Below are 17,654 nucleotides of genomic sequence, written 5' to 3'. Positions count from 1 at the left end.
GGGAGTCGTCCCCAGCGGCGGCGCCCGGTGCACATCCGGGGCGAGGAGGGCGGGCCATGGTGCAGAAGGCCAAGATCCTCCTGGTCGATGACCGGCCGGAGAATCTGCTCGCGCTGGAGGCCATCCTCTCCGCGCTCGATCAGACACTGGTGCGGGCATCGTCCGGGGAGGAAGCACTCAAGGCACTGCTCACGGACGACTTCGCGGTGATTCTGCTGGACGTCCAGATGCCTGGGATGGACGGCTTCGAGACCGCGGCGCACATCAAACGGCGGGAGCGGACCCGGGACATCCCGATCATCTTCCTCACCGCGATCAACCACGGTCCGCACCACACCTTCCGGGGGTACGCGGCCGGTGCGGTGGACTACATCTCCAAGCCGTTCGACCCGTGGGTGCTGCGCGCGAAGGTCTCGGTCTTCGTCGAGCTCTATATGAAGAACTGCCAGCTGCGGGAGCAGGCGGCGCTGCTGCGGCTCCAGTTGGAGGGCGGCGGAGGCAAGGCGGCGGCAGGGGACGCGAAGGAGCCGGCGGGTCTGCTCGCCGAGCTGTCCGCGCGGCTGGCCGCGGTCGAGGAGCAGGCCGAGGCGCTCTCCAAGCAACTGGACGACGAGTCCGCGGACGCGGCCGCGGTGGCCACCGCGGCCCATCTCGAACGCAAACTCACGGGGTTGCGGCGGGCGCTGGACGCGCTGGAGCCGGGCACCGGAAGTTCGCCTTCGGTGCCTTCTCAGAACTGACGCTCGCCGCCGGACCCCTTGAGCCCGCGTCAGTTCGACACCTTTTCAGAAGCGACACGAACGGGTGAAGCAGTGGGCACACGTGTCCGCGGTCGTCTCCACCGGTAACCTCGCACCTATGGCCTCACGTCCCTCCGCAGCCAAGAAGCAGCCCGCCAAGAAGGCTGCCGCTCCCGCGAAGGGTCCTGCGAGGAAGGCCCCGGCGAAGAAAACACCGGCAAAAAAGGCGCCCGTCAAGAAGGCCACGGCGAAGAAGGCCGCGCCGCCGAAGCCGGCGCCCAGCCCGACCGGGGGCGTCTACCGCCTCGTCCGGGCCGTCTGGCTCGGCCTGGCCCATGCCGTGGGCGCGGTGTTCCGCGGCATAGGGCAGGGCGCGAAGAACCTCGACCCCGCGCACCGGAAGGACGGCGTGGCGCTCCTGCTGCTCGGCCTCGGCCTGATCGTCGCCGCCGGTACCTGGTCGAACCTGCGCGGCCCGGTGGGCGACCTCGTCGAGATCATCGTGACCGGCGCCTTCGGCCGACTCGACCTGCTCGTGCCGATACTGCTCGCGGTCATCGCCGTGCGGTTCATCCGGCACCCCGAGAAGCCCGAGGCCAACGGCCGCATCGTGATCGGCCTGTCGGCGCTCCTCATCGGTGTGCTCGGGCAGGTCCACATCGCGTGCGGCGCACCCGCCCGCAGCGACGGCATGCAGGCGATAAGGGACGCCGGCGGCCTCATCGGCTGGGGAGCGGCGACCCCGCTGACGTACACCATGGGTGAGGTTCTCGCCGTACCGCTGCTCGTGCTGCTGACGGTCTTCGGGCTGCTCGTCGTCACGGCCACCCCGGTCAACGCCATTCCGCGGCGGCTGCGGGAGCTCGGTGTGCGGCTCGGGATCCTCCCCGACCCGGAGGAGGACGAGCTCGGCGAGGACGACGAGCGCTACGACGAGCAATGGCGCGAGGCACTGCCCGCGCGTGGTCGCAGGCGTGGTCCCGCGCCCGAGTCGTACGACCCCGACGGAGCCGAGCAGGAGGCCCTCTCGCAGCGTCGCGGGCGCCCCAGGCGCTCCGCGGTGCCGCAGCCTGCGATGGACCGGCGGATGGACGCCGTGGACATCGCCGCGGCCGCCGCCGCGGATCTGGACGGCGTCGTCATGCACGGCCTGCCGCCCTCGGCGCTGGTCGCCGACCTCACCCAGGGCGTCAGCGTGGGCGACCGCGTGGAGACGACCCCGGTACCCACCCCTGTCCCGGCCGCGCGGCCCAAGCAGGACGCGCGCCCGAAGCAGGAGAGGCTCAAGGTCGAGGTCGCCGACCTCACCAAGCCCGCTCCCGAGGCTCCCGGCGAACTGCCCCCGCGCGCGGAGCAGCTCCAGCTGTCCGGCGACATCACCTACGCGCTGCCCTCGCTCGACCTCCTGGAGCGCGGCGGCCCCGGCAAGGCGCGCAGCGCGGCCAACGACGCCATAGTCGCCTCGCTGACGACCGTCTTCACGGAGTTCAAGGTCGACGCCGCCGTCACCGGCTTCACGCGCGGGCCGACGGTCACCCGCTACGAGGTCGAGCTCGGTCCCGCCGTGAAGGTCGAGCGGATCACCGCGCTGGCCAAGAACATCGCGTACGCCGTCGCCAGCCCGGATGTGCGGATCATCAGCCCGATTCCCGGCAAGTCGGCGGTCGGCATCGAGATCCCGAACACCGACCGGGAGATGGTCAATCTCGGTGACGTGCTGCGGCTCGCGGCGGCCGCCGAGGACGAGCACCCCATGCTGGTCGCGCTCGGCAAGGACGTCGAGGGCGGCTATGTGATGGCCAACCTGGCGAAGATGCCGCACGTGCTGGTCGCCGGAGCCACCGGTTCCGGTAAATCGTCGTGCATTAACTGCTTGATCACTTCCATCATGGTCCGCGCGACCCCCGAGGACGTGCGCATGGTCCTCGTCGACCCCAAACGCGTGGAGCTGACGGCCTATGAGGGCATCCCGCACCTGATCACGCCGATCATCACCAACCCGAAGCGGGCCGCCGAGGCGCTCCAGTGGGTCGTACGGGAGATGGACCTTCGCTACGACGACCTGGCGGCGTACGGCTTCCGGCACATCGACGACTTCAACGAAGCTATCAGGAACGGCAAGGTCAAGCTGCCCGAGGGCAGCGAGCGCGAGCTCCAGCCCTACCCGTATCTGCTGGTGATCGTCGACGAGCTCGCCGACCTGATGATGGTCGCCCCGCGGGACGTCGAGGACGCGATCGTGCGGATCACGCAGCTCGCGCGCGCGGCCGGCATCCACCTGGTGCTCGCCACGCAGCGGCCGTCCGTGGACGTCGTCACCGGTCTGATCAAGGCGAACGTGCCCTCACGGCTCGCCTTCGCCACCTCCTCGCTCGCCGACTCGCGGGTCATCCTCGACCAGCCCGGCGCCGAGAAGCTGATCGGCAAGGGCGACGGGCTCTTCCTGCCGATGGGGGCCAACAAGCCCACCCGTATGCAGGGTGCCTTCGTGACCGAGGACGAGGTCGCGGCGATCGTCCAGCACTGCAAGGACCAGATGGCGCCGGTCTTCCGGGACGACGTCGTCGTGGGCACCAAGCAGAAGAAGGAGATCGACGAGGAGATCGGCGACGACCTCGACCTGCTGTGCCAGGCGGCCGAACTGGTCGTCTCCACGCAGTTCGGGTCGACCTCCATGCTCCAGCGCAAGCTGCGGGTCGGGTTCGCGAAAGCGGGGCGTCTGATGGACCTCATGGAGTCCCGGGGCATCGTGGGGCCGAGCGAGGGATCCAAGGCTCGTGACGTTCTTGTGAAGGCTGACGAGCTGGACGGAGTGCTCGCGGTGATCCGCGGGGAGGCTTAAAGAGTCCCGGAGCGGGTGCGGCCACCGATGTTCGATCGTGACTCACCCGTAAGGGATCATTGAGCAACCGTTTCCCTTCGGCGTACGTCAAGTTGAGGGAAGCGAAAAGCTGCTGCTCCACCATCGGCGTGTCCGGCCATTCCGATGGCGTACAAAGTCCCACCGCCCGGTTGCCCCACCCTTTCGCACCCCCCCTAGACTGAACCTCCAGCACAGGTGGCTTAAACGCTCGAAAGGCGCCCCCGTGTCCATCGGCAACTCCCCTGAAGACGAGCGTCCGTTCGAAGACGACCGACAGGAAGACCGCCTCTCCGTCGGCCACGCCCTGAAACAGGCGCGGATCGCGGCTGGGTTGACCGTCGACGACGTCAGCAACGCCACCAGGGTCCGCATCGCCATCGTGCATGCCATCGAGGCGGACGATTTCGCCCCCTGTGGGGGTGACGTGTACGCCCGGGGCCACATCCGGACCCTGGCCAAGGCCGTCCACCTGGATCCGGCCCCCCTGCTGGACCAGTTCGCCGCCGATCACGGCGGCGGGCGTCCGGCCCCGACCCCGGCCGCCCCGCTGTTCGAGGCGGAACGCATCCGTCCCGAGCGCCGCGGGCCCAACTGGACCGCGGCCATGGTCGCCGCGATCGTCGCCGTGGTCGGCTTCGTCGGGTTCACCGCCTTCAAGGGCGGCGACGACGGCGGCACGACACAGGTCGCCGACGGCACCACGCCCGCCACCAGCAAGTCTCCGACGCCCAAGTCCGACAAGACCACCAAGGACCCGAAACCGACGCCCACGCCCACCGACAGCGCCATCGCGGCGGCACCCCAGGACAAGGTGACCGTGCAGGTCAGCGCTGCCGACGGAAAGAGCTGGATCCTCGCCAAGGACCACAACGGCCGGACCCTCTTCGACGGACTGCTCACGCAGGGCGACACCAAGACCTTCCAGGACAGCGACAAGATCAACCTGGTCCTCGGTGACGCCGGGGCGATCCAGCTGTACGTGAACGGCAAGAAGATCGACGACGACTGGCAGCCCGGAGCCGTGGAGCGCCTGACGTACACCAAGGGCGACCCGCAGGTCGGATAGGGATCCGTTCGCTCTGCCGTCACGGGGTTGGCCAAGATCGGCCAACCCCGTCGACGTGGGGTGTCAGTGGGACGAAGTAGTCTTGAGCCCATGCCTGAACGCCGTACCGTCGCACTCGTCACTCTTGGCTGCGCCCGCAACGAGGTGGACTCGGAGGAGCTCGCAGGCCGTTTGGAGGCGGACGGCTGGGATCTCGTGAAGGACGCCGCCGATGCGGACGTCGCCGTCGTCAACACCTGTGGCTTCGTCGAAGCCGCCAAGAAGGACTCCGTCGACGCCCTCCTCGAGGCCAATGATCTCAAGGGGCACGGCAGAACCCAGGCCGTCGTGGCGGTGGGCTGCATGGCCGAGCGGTACGGCAAGGACCTCGCCGAGGCGCTGCCGGAGGCGGACGGGGTGCTCGGCTTCGACGACTACGCCGACATCTCCGACCGGCTGCAGACCATCCTCAGCGGCGGCGTCCACGCCGCGCACACCCCGCGTGACCGGCGCAAGCTGCTGCCGATCAGCCCGGCTCAGCGGCAGGAGTCGGCGGCCTCCGTCGCGCTGCCCGGGCATGGGCCGGCCGCCGAAGCCCCCGAGGCGGCTCCCGCCGACCTTCCGGAGGGGCTCGCTCCGGCTTCCGGCCCGCGTGCGCCCCTGCGCCGCCGTCTGGACGGCGCGCCGGTCGCCTCGGTGAAGCTCGCCTCCGGCTGCGATCGGCGCTGCTCCTTCTGCGCCATCCCGTCCTTCCGCGGCTCCTTCATCTCGCGTCGCCCCTCGGACGTCCTCAACGAGACACGCTGGCTGGCCGAGCAGGGGGTCAAGGAGATCATGCTGGTCTCCGAGAACAACACGTCGTACGGCAAGGACCTCGGCGACATCCGTCTCCTCGAGTCCCTCCTGCCCGAGCTCGCCGAGGTCGACGGTCTGGAACGCGTGCGTGTCAGCTACCTCCAGCCCGCCGAGATGCGGCCGGGCCTGATCGACGTACTGACGTCCACGCCCAAGGTGGTGCCCTACTTCGACCTGTCCTTCCAGCACTCCGCCCCCGACGTGCTGCGCGCGATGCGCCGCTTCGGCGACACGGACCGCTTCCTGGAGCTGCTCGACACCATCCGCGGCAAGGCCCCCGAAGCCGGGGTGCGCTCCAACTTCATCGTGGGCTTCCCCGGTGAGACCGAGGCCGACCTGGCCGAGCTGGAGCGGTTCCTGAACGGCGCGCGACTGGACGCCATCGGCGTCTTCGGGTACTCCGACGAGGAGGGCACCGAAGCGGCGACATACGAGAACAAGCTGGACGAGGACGTCGTGGCCGAGCGGCTGGCACACGTCTCCCGGCTCGCCGAAGAACTCGTCTCGCAGCGCGCCGAAGAGCGCGTCGGCGAGACCGTGCACGTGCTGGTCGAGTCCATCGACGACGAGGGCGTGTACGGCCGAGGCGCGCACCAGGCGCCGGAGACCGACGGCCAAGTGCTGCTCACGAGCGGCGAAGGTCTGAGCGTCGGTCGTATGGTCGAGGCGAAGGTGGTCGGTACGGAAGGTGTCGACCTGGTGGCCGAGCCGCTCGACGGCTCGCTCGCGTGTAGTGAGGAGGCGGGCAGATGACCGGAGTTCCGGCGTCCGCTGCGGGTGGCCCCTCCGCCGCGAAGGGCGGACCGGCGGGCGGCGTCTCGGGTGCCGCCTCCGGTGTGGCACCCAGCGCTCCTTCGGACGCGGTCTCCGGTACGGCTGCCGAGGTACGTGCCAGTGCCGTCCCCGCGGCGGGTGTCGTTGCCGGCGCGGCTTCCGGGGCCGGCGTCGACTCCGGTTCCAAGACCGCGCGCGGCGGGAAGATCGCGGCTGCGGCGGTCAACCAGGCCAGCGTGTGGAACGTCGCCAATCTGCTGACCATGCTCCGCCTGGTCCTCGTTCCCGGCTTCGTCGCCCTGATGCTGGCCGACGGCGGGTACGACCCGGCATGGCGCTCGTTCGCCTGGGCGGCGTTCGCGGTCGCCATGATCACCGACCTGTTCGACGGACACCTGGCGCGCGCCTACAACCTCGTCACCGACTTCGGGAAGATCGCCGACCCCATCGCCGACAAGGCGATCATGGGGGCGGCGCTGATCTGTCTCTCCGGGCTCGGCGATCTGCCGTGGTGGGTCACGATCGTCATCCTCGGCAGGGAACTCGGGATCACCCTGCTGCGTTTCCTCGTCATCCGGTACGGCGTGATCCCGGCGAGTCGTGGCGGCAAGCTCAAGACCCTCAGCCAGGGCATCGCCGTAGGGATGTACATCCTGGCGCTGACGGGGTGGCTGGCCACCGCGCGGTTCTGGGTGATGGCTGTGGCCGTCGTGCTGACCGTGGTGACCGGGCTCGACTATGTGAGACAGGCCATTGTGCTGCGCAGGCAGGGAATCGCCGAGCGCAAGGCGGCGTTGGAGGAGACGGAAGCGTGAATTCCCCAGCCGCCCAAGTGGTGCGACTACTCACCGTGAAGGGCCAGACGCTCGCGGTCGCCGAGTCGCTCACGGGCGGACTGGTTGCGGCGGAAATCACAGCGGCCCCCGGGGCGTCCCAGGCGTTCAAGGGGTCGGTGACCGCCTATGCCACCGAACTGAAGCATGAGCTGCTGGGTGTCGACGCCACCCTGCTGTCCCAGCGAGGTGCGGTGGATCCGCAGGTCGCGGCCCAGATGGCGGCAGGAGTGCGCAAGGCACTCGGCGCCGACTGGGGCATCGCGACCACCGGCGTCGCGGGCCCGGAACCGCAGGACGGCAAGCCCGTCGGAACGGTTTTCGTGGCTGTCGACGGGCCCTCCGCGGGCGCTTCCGACGCAGCGAGTGGCGGGAAAGTGACCGCGCTGCGGTTGAACGGCGACCGCGCGGAAATTCGTATGGAGAGTGTACGGAGCGTACTCGCACTGCTCCTGGAGCAGCTTGCGGGCGAACAGACCGGGAATGAGCGGGCACAGGATACGGAACGGAACGGGGGGTTTTGATGTTTGCAGCCCTGAGTGAACACGACATCGCTCCCCGCACGGCCGCGGCGCAAGGCGGTACGGTGGGGCGTGAAGGATGCGGCTACGCGGTCCGAGGAGGGAGCCACCGATGATTCTGCTCCGTCGCCTACTGGGTGACGTGCTGCGTCGGCAGCGCCAACGCCAGGGCCGTACTCTGCGCGAAGTCTCCTCGTCCGCCCGAGTCTCACTCGGCTATCTCTCCGAGGTGGAGCGGGGGCAGAAGGAGGCTTCCTCCGAGCTGCTGTCCGCGATCTGCGACGCGCTGGACGTACGGATGTCCGAACTCATGCGGGAAGTGAGCGACGAGCTCGCCCTCGCCGAGCTGGCCCAGTCCGCTGCGGCCACGCCCAGCGCGCCGGTACCGGCAGGGGTGCGCCCGATGCTGGGTTCCGTCTCGGTCAAGGGTGTGCCACCGGAACGGGTGACCATCAAGGCGCCCAGCGAAGCGGTCGACGTCGTAGCGGCGTGACGACCCTCACGCTTGGTGTGCCGTGAGCTGACGGCACGCCGAGAGCAAGTCTGCGAGGCCCCGGACGGGCCTCTCCAGCTGGACTGGAGAGGCGCCGGTCGGGGTTTTCGTGCATCTTGGAGCGACGGCCGCTCAGGTGCGACCGTGTGCCCTTGGTGCGCCCTCCCCGTGGGTGCGGCGGCGGTCTAGCGTCCGGGCTGGAGGTGGCTGCATGGCGGGGCCGACAGTACGCCGGGGGATGACTCTCGGGCTCGGGGCGCTGTGGTGGTGGGCCGTGGCGCGGCTGGTGCTGACGCCGGACGCCGGAGGGATCGAAGGCGCGATCGCGGCGGGCGGATGGGGGCTGAGCCTGCTGCCGGTGCACTGTGTGCCGAAGGGGCGGGCCGCGGGAGCCGTGGGCGCCGGGCGATGGCGTCAGGCATGGCGGGCGGGGAGGCCTGCGGAGGCCGGGCGCTCCGGTGGGGCGGGTGAGGCTACCACGGCATCGCCACCCCGCCGTTCGGGCGGATGATCTGGCCCGTCATGAAGGACGAGGCGTCGGAGGCCAGGTAGAGCACGGCGTGGGCGATGTCCTCCGGTTCACCGACGCGTCTGAGCGGTGACATGCGGGACATGAGTGCCTCGGTGTGCGCCTGTGCCTCCTCGTCGTGGCGGTCGGTCATGGGAGTGCGGATCCAGCCGGGCGCGACCGCGTTGACCCGGATGCCGTACCGGCCGACCTCGGTGGCCAGGGTCTTCGTGAGCTGTACCACGGCTGCTTTGGCCGCGCCGTAGCAGAGCAGCCCGGGTCCGCCCGTGTCCACGGCGCCGGAGGCCATGGTGACGATGCTGCCTCTCGTCTCCCGGTCCAGCATCAGGCGGGTCGCCTCCTGGCAGGCATGGAGCACGCCTTTGAAGTTGACGTTCAGGACGCGGTCGAGGTCTTCGTCCCTCGTCTCCAGGACCGGGCTGCTGTGCATGATCCCGGCGACGGCGGCCAGCACGTCGAGGCGCTCGCAGGAGGTGACGGCCTGGTGGAGCTGTTCGCGGTCGGTGACGTCGAGGGGATGGGTGTGGGTGGTGCCGCCCGCGTCCTTGATCAGGGTCGCCGTCTCATGCAGTCCCGACGCGTCGAGGTCGGCGCAGTGCACGGTGGCGCCCGCCTCGGCGAGCAGGACGGCGGTTGCGCGGCCGATGCCACTCGCGGCGCCGGTGACGAAGGCGGTGCGTCCGGTGAGGTCGTACGCGCTGACGGCCATGGAGCGACGGTACGAGCGTTTCTGACGGGGCGTCAATTGGTCGTACGGCGTGAGGTTCTGGGGTGTGTTCCGCCTGGTGCTCTGCGGTGGGGGCTCGGGGCGGGGCCGGTTTGGCAGGTCGGGCACCAGTACGTGGGACGTTCGCGGGAGCCGTCGCCCTGGTCGGCGACGCGGATGGAGGTGTGGCAGCGGAGGCAGGGGCGAGGCGCGCGGCCGTAGACGAACAGGTCCTGGCCGCGGCGGCCGGTCGTGCTGCGGACCGGGCGGTCGCGGTTGACCTCAAGGAGCTTCTTGGCGAGCGGGGGTAGCTGAGCGGCGCGGTCCGCGGGGAGGGCGCCGATGGGGAGCCAGGGGGTGGCACCGAGCAGGAAGCAGAGTTCGCTCTTGTAGACGTTGCCGATGCCGGCGAGATTGCGTTGGTCGAGGAGGGCCTCGCCGAGGGGGCGGGCGGGGTCCTGGAGGAGGTTCGCCAGGGCCGTCTCGGGGTTCCAGTCCGGGCCCAGGAGGTCGGGGCCGAGGTGGCCGACGGCTTTGTGCTCGTCTGTGGTGCGCAGGAGTTCCAGGACGGGGAGGCGGTAGCCGACGGCTGTGCGGTCGGCGTTGGCCAGGATCGCGCGGATCTGGTGGGTGGGGCCGCCGGTCCAGCGCTGGTTGTCCGCGTACACCTTCCAGGAGCCGTCCATGCGGAGGTGGGAGTGGAGGGTCAGGCCGCCCTCGATGCGGGTGAGGAGGTGCTTGCCGCGTGGGGTGACGTCGAGGACCCGGCGGCCTGTGAGGTCGGCTGTGGCGTACTTCGGCACCCTCAGGTCGCTGCGGGTCAGCACCTTGTCCGCGAGGGCGCTGTGCAGGCGTCTCGCGGACTGCCAGACGGTGTCTCCTTCGGGCATGGGTCAAGGGTGGCATGGGGGAGGGGCGGGGAGGGGGAGCGGGCATGGGGAGGGCGCGGGCGGCTCCTGTGGGGCGTGCTCGGCGGGGACGGGGTGGGTGGCCCTGGCCTGGCGGCCGGAGGCGGAGAGGGCCGTCATGCGCGTAGGCGTAGGCCACGCGTGGCATGAGGGGGCCTTGGAGGTGAGAGCGGGCGTGGGGAGGTGCGGGTGGTGGTCTTCGCCTTCGGCCGGTTCCACGCACACCTCGTGGGCGGGTTTCGTCGTCGGGTGCGGGCGGCTCCTGTGGGGGCGTGCTCGCTGTCGGCGGCCGCGTGGGTCGGGCGGGTGGCCCAGGCTTGGCGGCCGGGGGCGGAGAGGGCCGTCATGCGCGTAGGCGTAGGCCGCGAGGGGTGGCGATGAAGCCCGCTGTTTCCAGGAGAGCGCCCAGGGGGGAGGTCAGGGCCGAGGTGCCGTTGATGCGTTCCACCGTGACCGTGCCGAGGGAACCGGCTTTGGCGGCCGCGGCGAGGGACTCCGCCGCTGTGTGCAGGCGGGGGTCCTCGGTGGGGGTGGTGTCGGGGGCGGAGGGCCAGGCCAGGAGGGTCTTGCCGCCGCGCTCCATGTAGAGCGTGAGCTCGCCGTCCACGAGGACCACGAGGGAGCCCGCCTTGCGGCCCGGCTTGTGGCCGGCCTCGGTCGGTGGGTCGGGCCAGGGCAGGGCGGCGCCGTAGGCGTTGGCGGGGTCGGCGGCGGCGAGGACCACGGCTCGGGAGGCGTCGGAGGCGTTGTGCCTGCGACTGCCGAAGCCGGGACTGTATCCGGGGTTGGCCTGCCAGTGCTGGGGGGTGGGCTGGGGTGGGTAGTCGCGCGGGGAGATGTACTCGTCGCGGGAAGCGGGGGACGGGGACCCGGAAGTGAAGTCGGGGCCTGCCTCGGGCCCGGGGCCGTCCGGGTTGTCGAAGGCGCGGGCCCAGTCCCAGTCCTCGGTCGCGGGGTCGCCTTGTGCGGGGCCGTGGGGCACCTCGGGGGCCGAGCCGGAAGCCCAGATGTCGGGAGTGCCGCTGTCCGGCGCCGGCTCCCCGCGGTCGCGGGCGGTGGACACCGCGCGGAGACGGTCGACCGCGCCGTCCATGGCGAACTGGGCGGCGCCGAGGCCCTCCACGACGTAGCCGCGGCGGGCCTGGCCGCTGTCCTCGAAGGCGGAGAGGATGCGGTACGTCGCCGAGAAGCCGCCCTCCACGCCCTCTGCCGAGACGGCTCCCCGGGTGACCACCCCATGGCGGTCGAGGAGAGTGCGGGCCAGGGCGTGGGCGCGCACGGTCGGATCGGCCTCGCGTGGCGGGAGCAGGGACCAGCGGCCGGCGACGGTCGGCGGGCCGGTGCGGGAGGCGGTGCGGGCCGCGGCCGTCAGAGAGCCGTAGCGGCCGCGGGGGATCGTGCGTTTGGCGCGGTGGGCGGTGGAGCCGGCGGTGCGGCCGGAGCCCAGGAGCGAGCGCATGGGGGTGAGGGTGTCGTTGGTGAGCCGCCCGGACCAGGCCAGGTCCCATACGGCGTCGGCCAGTTGGGGGTCGGTGGCGTCGGGGTGGGTGGTGGCGCGCACCTGGTCGGCGATCTGGCGGAAGAACAGGCCGTAGCCGCCGGTGAGGGCGTCCAGGACGGACTGGTGCAGGGCCGTCAGCTCCAGGGGGTGGGGCGGTGGCAGCAGCAGGGGGGCCGCGTCCGCCAGGTACACGGAGACCCAGCCGTCCTTTCCGGGCAGGGCGCCCGCTCCGGCCCACACGATCTCTCCGGCGGCGGTGAGCTCGTCGAGCATGGCCGGGGTGTAGTTCGTGACGCGTGACGGCAGGACGAGCTTCTCCAGGGCGGACGCGGGCACGGGCGCGCCCTGCAACTGCTCGACGGCACGCACCAGTCCGTCGATGCCGCGCAGGGAGTGGCCCTTGCCGATGTGCTGCCACTGCGGCAGGAACTGGGCGAGGGCCGGTGGCGGCACCGGTTCGAGTTCGTGGCGCAGGGCCGCCAGGGAGCGGCGGCGAAGGCGGCGGAGCACCGTGGCGTCGCACCACTCCTGGCCGATGCCCGCCGGGTGGAACTCGCCCTGTACGACCCGCCCGCTCGCGGACAGGCGCTGCAACGCGCCCTCGGTGACCGCCGTGCCCAGCCCGAAGCGGGCGGCGACCGTCGCCGAGGTGAAAGGGCCGTGGGTGCGGGCGTAGCGCGCGAGGAGGTCACCGAGGGGGTCCTTGACCGGCTCGGTGAAGGCCTCCGGGACGCCGACCGGCAGCGCTGTGCCGAGGGCGTCACGCAGGCGGCCCGCGTCCTCGATCGCCGCCCAGTGGTCGGCGCCGGCGACACGGACCTTGATCGCGCGGCGGGCTCCGGCGAGGTCTTGCGCCCACTGCGGCTCGGCGCCCCGCTCGGCCAGCTCGGCGTCCGTGAGCGGGCCGAGGACGCGGAGGATGTCCGCGACGCCCTCGGCGTCCTTCACCCGGCGGTCCTCGGCGAGCCACTGGAGCTCCCGCTCCAGTTCGGTCAGCACCTCGGCGTCGAGCAGCTCGCGCAGCTCCGCCTGGCCGAGCAGCTCGGCCAGCAGACGGGAGTCCAGCGACAGGGCCGCCGCGCGGCGCTCGGCGAGCGGCGAGTCTCCTTCGTAGAGGAACTGGGCGACGTAGCCGAAAAGGAGGGAGCGGGCGAAGGGGGAGGGCTCGGGAGTCGTGACCTCGACCAGGCGGACCCGGCGGGACTCCAGGTCGCCCATCAGCTCGACGAGTCCGGGGACGTCGAAGACGTCCTGGAGGCATTCGCGGACCGCCTCCAGGACGATGGGGAACGAACCGAACTCGCTTGCCACCTGGAGCAGTTGGGAGGCCCGCTGGCGTTGTTGCCACAAGGGGGTGCGCTTGCCGGGGTTGCGGCGCGGCAGCAGGAGCGCGCGGGCGGCGCACTCGCGGAAGCGAGAGGCGAACAGGGCCGAGCCGCCGACCTGGTCGGTGACGACCTGGTCGACCTCGCCCTTGTCGAAGACGACGTCCGCGGCGCCCACCGGAGCCTGTTCGGCGTCGTACTCCGTGCCGATCCCGTTCGGCTCCCGGTCGAGGAGGTCCAGGCTCATCAGGTCGGCGTCGGGCAGCCGAAGGACGATGCCGTCGTCGGCATGCATGACCTGGGCGTCCATGCCGTAGCGCTCGGAGAGCTTGGCGCCGAGGGCGAGGGCCCAGGGGGCGTGGACCTGGGCGCCGAAGGGGGAGTGGACGACGACCCGCCAGTCACCGAGTTCGTCGCGGAAGCGCTCCACGACGATGGTGCGGTCGTCCGGGACGTGGCCGCAGGCCTCGCGCTGCTCGTCCAGGTAGGACAGGACGTTGTCCGCCGCCCATGCGTCCAGGCCCGCGGCGAGGAGGCGCAGGCGGGCGTCCTCCTTGGACAGGGAGCCGACCTCGCGGAGGAACGCGCCCACCGCGCGGCCCAGTTCGAGGGGGCGGCCCAGCTGGTCGCCCTTCCAGAACGGGAGCCTGCCGGGGACGCCGGGAGCCGGGGAGACCAGGACGCGGTCGCGAGTGATGTCCTCGATGCGCCAGGAGCTGGTGCCGAGCGTGAAGACGTCACCGACGCGCGACTCGTAGACCATCTCCTCGTCCAGTTCGCCGACCCTTCCGCCGCCCTTCTTGGGGTCGGAGCCGGCCAGGAAGACGCCGAAGAGGCCGCGGTCGGGAATGGTGCCGCCGGAGGTGACGGCGAGGCGCTGGGCGCCGGGACGGCCGGTGATGGTGCCGGCGATGCGGTCCCAGACCACGCGCGGGCGCAGTTCGGCGAAGGCGTCGGAAGGGTAGCGGCCGGCGAGCATGTCGAGGACCGCGGTGAAGGCGGACTCGGGGAGGGAGGCGAACGGGGCCGCCCTTCGGACCATGGCGAGGAGGTCGTCGAGCTGCCAGGTGTCCATCGCGGTCATCGCGACCAGTTGCTGGGCGAGGACGTCCAAGGGGTTCGCGGGGACCTTGAGGGACTCGATGGAGCCGGTGCGCATGCGTTCCGTGACGACCGCCGCCTGGACCAGGTCGCCTCGGTACTTCGGGAAGACCACGCCGGTGGAGACCGCGCCGACCTGGTGACCGGCGCGGCCGACGCGTTGCAGGCCGGAGGCCACGGACGGGGGCGACTCGACCTGGATGACGAGGTCCACCGCGCCCATGTCGATGCCGAGTTCGAGGCTGGACGTCGCCACCACGGCGGGGAGGCGGCCCGCTTTGAGGTCCTCCTCGACCAGGGCGCGCTGTTCCTTGGAGACCGAGCCGTGATGGGCGCGGGCGATGACCTGGGGGGCGCCCTGGGCCGCGCCTGAACCACCCATGAGTTCGGCCGGGGCGTGGTGTTCGTCCAGGGGCTCGCCGGTGGCGCGCTCGTAGGCGATCTCGTTGAGGCGGTTGCAGAGGCGTTCCGCGAGGCGGCGGGAGTTCGCGAAGACGATCGTGGAGCGGTGGGACTGGACGAGGTCGGCGATGCGCTCCTCCACGTGGGGCCAGATGGAGGGGCGTTCCGCGCCTTCGTTGCCCTCGGCGACCGGGGATCCGCCGAGTTCACCGAGGTCTTCCACCGGGACCACGACCGAGAGGTCGAACTCCTTGCCGGACTTCGGCTGAACGATCTCCACCTTGCGCTGGGGCGATAGGTAGCGGGCGATCTCGTCCACCGGGCGGACCGTGGCGGAGAGGCCGATGCGGCGGGCCGGCTTCGGGAGGAGTTCGTCCAGGCGCTCCAGGGAGAGGGCCAGGTGTGCCCCGCGCTTGGTGCCGGCCACGGCGTGGACCTCGTCGAGGATCACTGTCTCGATGCCGGTGAGCGCGTCGCGGGTCGCCGACGTCAGCATCAGGAACAGGGATTCCGGGGTGGTGATCAGGATGTCCGGGGGACGGGTGGAGAGGGCTCGACGCTCGGCTGCGGGGGTGTCGCCGGAGCGGATGCCCACCTTGACCTCGGGCTCGGGCAGGCCGAGGCGGACGGATTCCTGGCGGATGCCGGTGAGAGGGCTGCGGAGGTTGCGTTCCACGTCGACGGCGAGCGCCTTGAGGGGGGAGACGTACAGGACTCGGCAGCGCTTCTTGGGGTCTGCGGGCGGGGGTGTGGAGGCCAGCTGGTCCAGGGCGGCGAGGAAGGCGGCCAGGGTCTTGCCGGAACCGGTGGGGGCGACGACGAGTACGTCCGAGCCCTCTGAGATGGCCTGCCATGCTCCGGCCTGGGCAGTGGTGGGCGCGTCGAAGGCACCCGTGAACCAGCCGCGGGTGGCGGGCGAGAAGCCGTTCAGGGCTCGGTGTGCGGGGCTGACCATGCGTCCATCCTGCACCCGGGGACTGACAATGCCCCTGACCTGCGGGTTGCTCCGGCGGCCGAGGGGGTGCCTGCGGCGCCCCGGCCGAGCGGGGGTGCCTGCGGCGCCGGTGAGGGCGTGCACGGCGCCTACTCGTACAGGTGTCCGTCCTCGCGAATTGACCCACTCAGGGGTGCGGGGAACCGCGTGACAATGGGTGCATGGCAGGTTCCGGGGAGCGGGCGCGGCACTGGCGGTATGCCGAGCTGCCCGGGGTCGATCTGCTGCGGGCCCGGTATGTGCGGAAGACGTTCGTGCGGCATACGCACGAGCACTTCGTGATCGCCGCCATCGCGGACGGCGTCGAGGTCTTTCACCATCGGGGGGCCGATCAGTACGCGGGGGCCGGTGCGCTGGCGTTGGTCAATCCCGATACGGCTCATACAGGGCGGGCCGGGGTGCCCGAAGGATGGCGGTACGGGGCCGTGTATCCGTCACCCGAGGTGGTGGCCGGGATCGCGGCTGAGACCACTTCGCTGCGGGGTACGCCCGGCTTCGTGCGGCCGGTGCTCGACGATCCGTATGCGGTGGGCTTGGTGCATCAGGTTCTGCGGGCCGCGGACGAGGGAAACGCGCTGGCCGCCGACACGTTGTTGCGGGTCGCCGTGACGCGGTTGCTGCGGGTGAACGGCGGGACGTTGCCGCAACGGGATGTGCGGAGCGCGGGCGCTCGGATCGCCGTACGTGCGCGTGCCGTGCTGGAGGAGCGGATGGCCGCGCCGCCGACGCTGGAGCAGTTGGCCGCTGATCTCGGGGTCGGTCCCTTCGCGTTGCTGCGTGCTTTTCGGGGTGTCTACGGGATGCCGCCACACACGTGGCTGACCGATGCCCGGGTGCGGCGGGCTCGGCGGTTGCTGGATGCGGGGGCCGACCCCGCCTCGGCCGCCGTCGAAGTGGGGTTTACGGACCAGCCTCATCTGAACCGGCATTTCACGCGGATCGTGGGCGTGCCTCCGGGGGCCTATCAGCGGGAGCGCAAGAACGTACAAGACTCGCCCGGGCGGCTGCTCCTAGCGTCGGAGGCGTGGCAGAAGAACAGACAGCGCTCGCAGATGCACACGCAGACGATGGAGGCAGGCCGGACGCCGCCGTCGTACGGGACGCCCTCGGGGTCGGGGTGGCCGTCGGACTGTCCGGGTTCGCCTTCGGGGTGACCTCGGCCGGCAGCGGGCTCACACTGACGCAGACCTGTGCGCTCAGCCTCCTGGTGTTCACCGGGGCGTCCCAGTTCGCGCTCGTCGGAGCGCTCGCGGCCGGAGGAAGCGCTCTTGCAGCGGCTGCCGGGGCCTTCTTCCTGGGGGCGCGCAACGCCTTCTACGGGCTGCGGCTGTCGCAGTTGCTCGCCCTCCCGCGCGTGGTGCGTCCCTTTGCCGCCCAGTGGGTCATCGACGAGACGGCGGCCGTCTCGCTGGCTCAGCCAACGCGGCGCAGTGCGCGCATCGGGTTCGCCGTCACGGGGCTGAGTCTGTATGTGTTGTGGAATCTGACGACCTTGCTGGGAGCCCTGGGAGCCGACGCGATCGGGGACACGCGCGCGTGGGGGCTGGACGCGGCCGGGCCCGCCGTCTTTCTGGCGCTTCTGGCGCCCATGGTGAAGAGCGGCACCGAGCGGGTTGTGGCCGGGCTCGCCGTGCTGTTGGGGCTCGGGCTGCTTCCTGTGCTGCCCGCCGGGGTGCCGGTGCTTGCGGCCGCTCTCGCCGCGCCGCTTGTCCTGTGGGTGCGGGGACGTCGTGATCGGGTGCGAGGGGAGGAGGGGCGGTGAACGTCTGGATCGCCATCGGTGTCACCGCCCTCGGTTGTTACGCCGTCAAGCTCCTCGGGTTGCTCGTGCCTGCGGGCGTTCTCGATCGGCCCCTGGTGAAGCGTCTTGCCGCGTTGCTGCCGGTGGCACTTCTGGCCGCGCTCACCGCGCAGCAGACCTTCGCCGACGGGCGGGTGCCGGTTCTCGACGCGCGGGCCGCGGGGCTTGCCGCGGCCGCCGTGGCGCTGCTCCTGCGGGCGCCGTTCCTGCTCGTGGTCGCGGTCGCGGTGGTCGTGACGGCGGGGGTGCGGGCTGTTGGGGCC

The 17,654-nt window shown here is 71.2% G+C and carries 13 protein-coding genes; 10 read left to right on the top strand and 3 right to left on the bottom strand.

Features of this window, described 5'->3' with window-relative positions; genetic code table 11:
* The first annotated feature begins 56 nt into the window (after positions 1-56).
* The 7 genes from RNB18_RS50005 to RNB18_RS49975 all read left to right on the top strand — a co-directional run bounded on the left by RNB18_RS50005 (position 57) and on the right by RNB18_RS49975 (position 8,124).
* Complete coding sequence (locus RNB18_RS50005) at positions 57-740, top strand: response regulator (protein WP_057613322.1); 684 nt, start codon at positions 57-59, stop codon at positions 738-740.
* Between the two features lie 118 nt (positions 741-858).
* The gene (locus RNB18_RS50000; RefSeq protein ID WP_311720785.1) at positions 859-3,582 is read left to right on the top strand and encodes a DNA translocase FtsK; all 2,724 of its coding nucleotides are present in this window, start codon (positions 859-861) and stop codon (positions 3,580-3,582) included.
* Positions 3,583-3,826: 244 nt separating this feature from the next.
* Positions 3,827-4,669: a helix-turn-helix domain-containing protein gene (locus tag RNB18_RS49995; RefSeq protein ID WP_057613320.1), complete on the top strand. Its 843-nt coding sequence runs from the start codon at positions 3,827-3,829 to the stop codon at positions 4,667-4,669.
* Positions 4,670-4,759: 90 nt separating this feature from the next.
* Positions 4,760-6,256 carry a 30S ribosomal protein S12 methylthiotransferase RimO gene (gene rimO, locus RNB18_RS49990; protein ID WP_311720784.1) on the top strand — a complete coding sequence of 499 codons (1,497 nt, stop codon included), beginning with the start codon at positions 4,760-4,762 and terminating at the stop codon, positions 6,254-6,256.
* Complete coding sequence (gene pgsA / locus RNB18_RS49985; RefSeq protein ID WP_059207284.1) at positions 6,253-7,092, top strand: CDP-diacylglycerol--glycerol-3-phosphate 3-phosphatidyltransferase; 840 nt, start codon at positions 6,253-6,255, stop codon at positions 7,090-7,092. The genes rimO and pgsA overlap by 4 nt, the downstream gene beginning before the upstream one ends.
* On the top strand, positions 7,089-7,634 hold the full coding sequence (locus RNB18_RS49980) for a CinA family protein (protein WP_311720783.1): 546 nt from the start codon (positions 7,089-7,091) through the stop codon (positions 7,632-7,634). The genes pgsA and RNB18_RS49980 overlap by 4 nt, the downstream gene beginning before the upstream one ends.
* 109 nt (positions 7,635-7,743) lie before the next feature.
* Positions 7,744-8,124: a helix-turn-helix domain-containing protein gene (locus RNB18_RS49975; RefSeq protein ID WP_057613316.1), complete on the top strand. Its 381-nt coding sequence runs from the start codon at positions 7,744-7,746 to the stop codon at positions 8,122-8,124.
* Positions 8,125-8,597: 473 nt separating this feature from the next.
* On the opposite strand, the gene RNB18_RS49965 is transcribed toward RNB18_RS49975, so the two are convergent.
* The 3 genes from RNB18_RS49965 to RNB18_RS49955 all read right to left on the bottom strand — a co-directional run bounded on the left by RNB18_RS49965 (position 8,598) and on the right by RNB18_RS49955 (position 15,551).
* The gene (locus RNB18_RS49965) at positions 8,598-9,362 is read right to left on the bottom strand and encodes an SDR family NAD(P)-dependent oxidoreductase (RefSeq protein WP_311720781.1); all 765 of its coding nucleotides are present in this window, start codon (positions 9,360-9,362) and stop codon (positions 8,598-8,600) included.
* A 32-nt stretch (positions 9,363-9,394) separates the two neighbouring features.
* A complete protein-coding gene (locus tag RNB18_RS49960) occupies positions 9,395-10,249 on the bottom strand; it encodes an Fpg/Nei family DNA glycosylase (protein WP_311720780.1) in 855 nt (284 codons plus the stop codon).
* Positions 10,250-10,610: 361 nt separating this feature from the next.
* Positions 10,611-15,551: an ATP-dependent helicase gene (locus tag RNB18_RS49955; RefSeq protein ID WP_311720779.1), complete on the bottom strand. Its 4,941-nt coding sequence runs from the start codon at positions 15,549-15,551 to the stop codon at positions 10,611-10,613.
* Positions 15,552-15,751: 200 nt separating this feature from the next.
* On the opposite strand from RNB18_RS49955, the gene RNB18_RS49950 reads away from it, so the two are divergent.
* From RNB18_RS49950 to RNB18_RS49940, 3 genes are all read left to right on the top strand, one after another.
* Positions 15,752-16,744, top strand: a complete 993-nt coding sequence (locus RNB18_RS49950; protein ID WP_394817796.1) for an AraC family transcriptional regulator — start codon at positions 15,752-15,754, stop codon at positions 16,742-16,744.
* On the top strand, positions 16,708-17,352 hold the full coding sequence (locus RNB18_RS49945; protein ID WP_394817794.1) for an AzlC family ABC transporter permease: 645 nt from the start codon (positions 16,708-16,710) through the stop codon (positions 17,350-17,352). The genes RNB18_RS49950 and RNB18_RS49945 overlap by 37 nt, the downstream gene beginning before the upstream one ends.
* The coding region (locus tag RNB18_RS49940; protein ID WP_266390750.1) for an AzlD domain-containing protein at positions 17,349-17,654 on the top strand (306 nt) is incomplete at its 3' end. The genes RNB18_RS49945 and RNB18_RS49940, both read left to right, overlap by 4 nt.

The sequence above is a fragment of the Streptomyces doebereineriae genome (assembly GCF_031845645.1).
GTDB classification, from domain to species: Bacteria; Actinomycetota; Actinomycetes; order Streptomycetales; family Streptomycetaceae; genus Streptomyces; species Streptomyces canus.
This window is presented reverse-complemented; position numbering and strand designations above follow the sequence as displayed.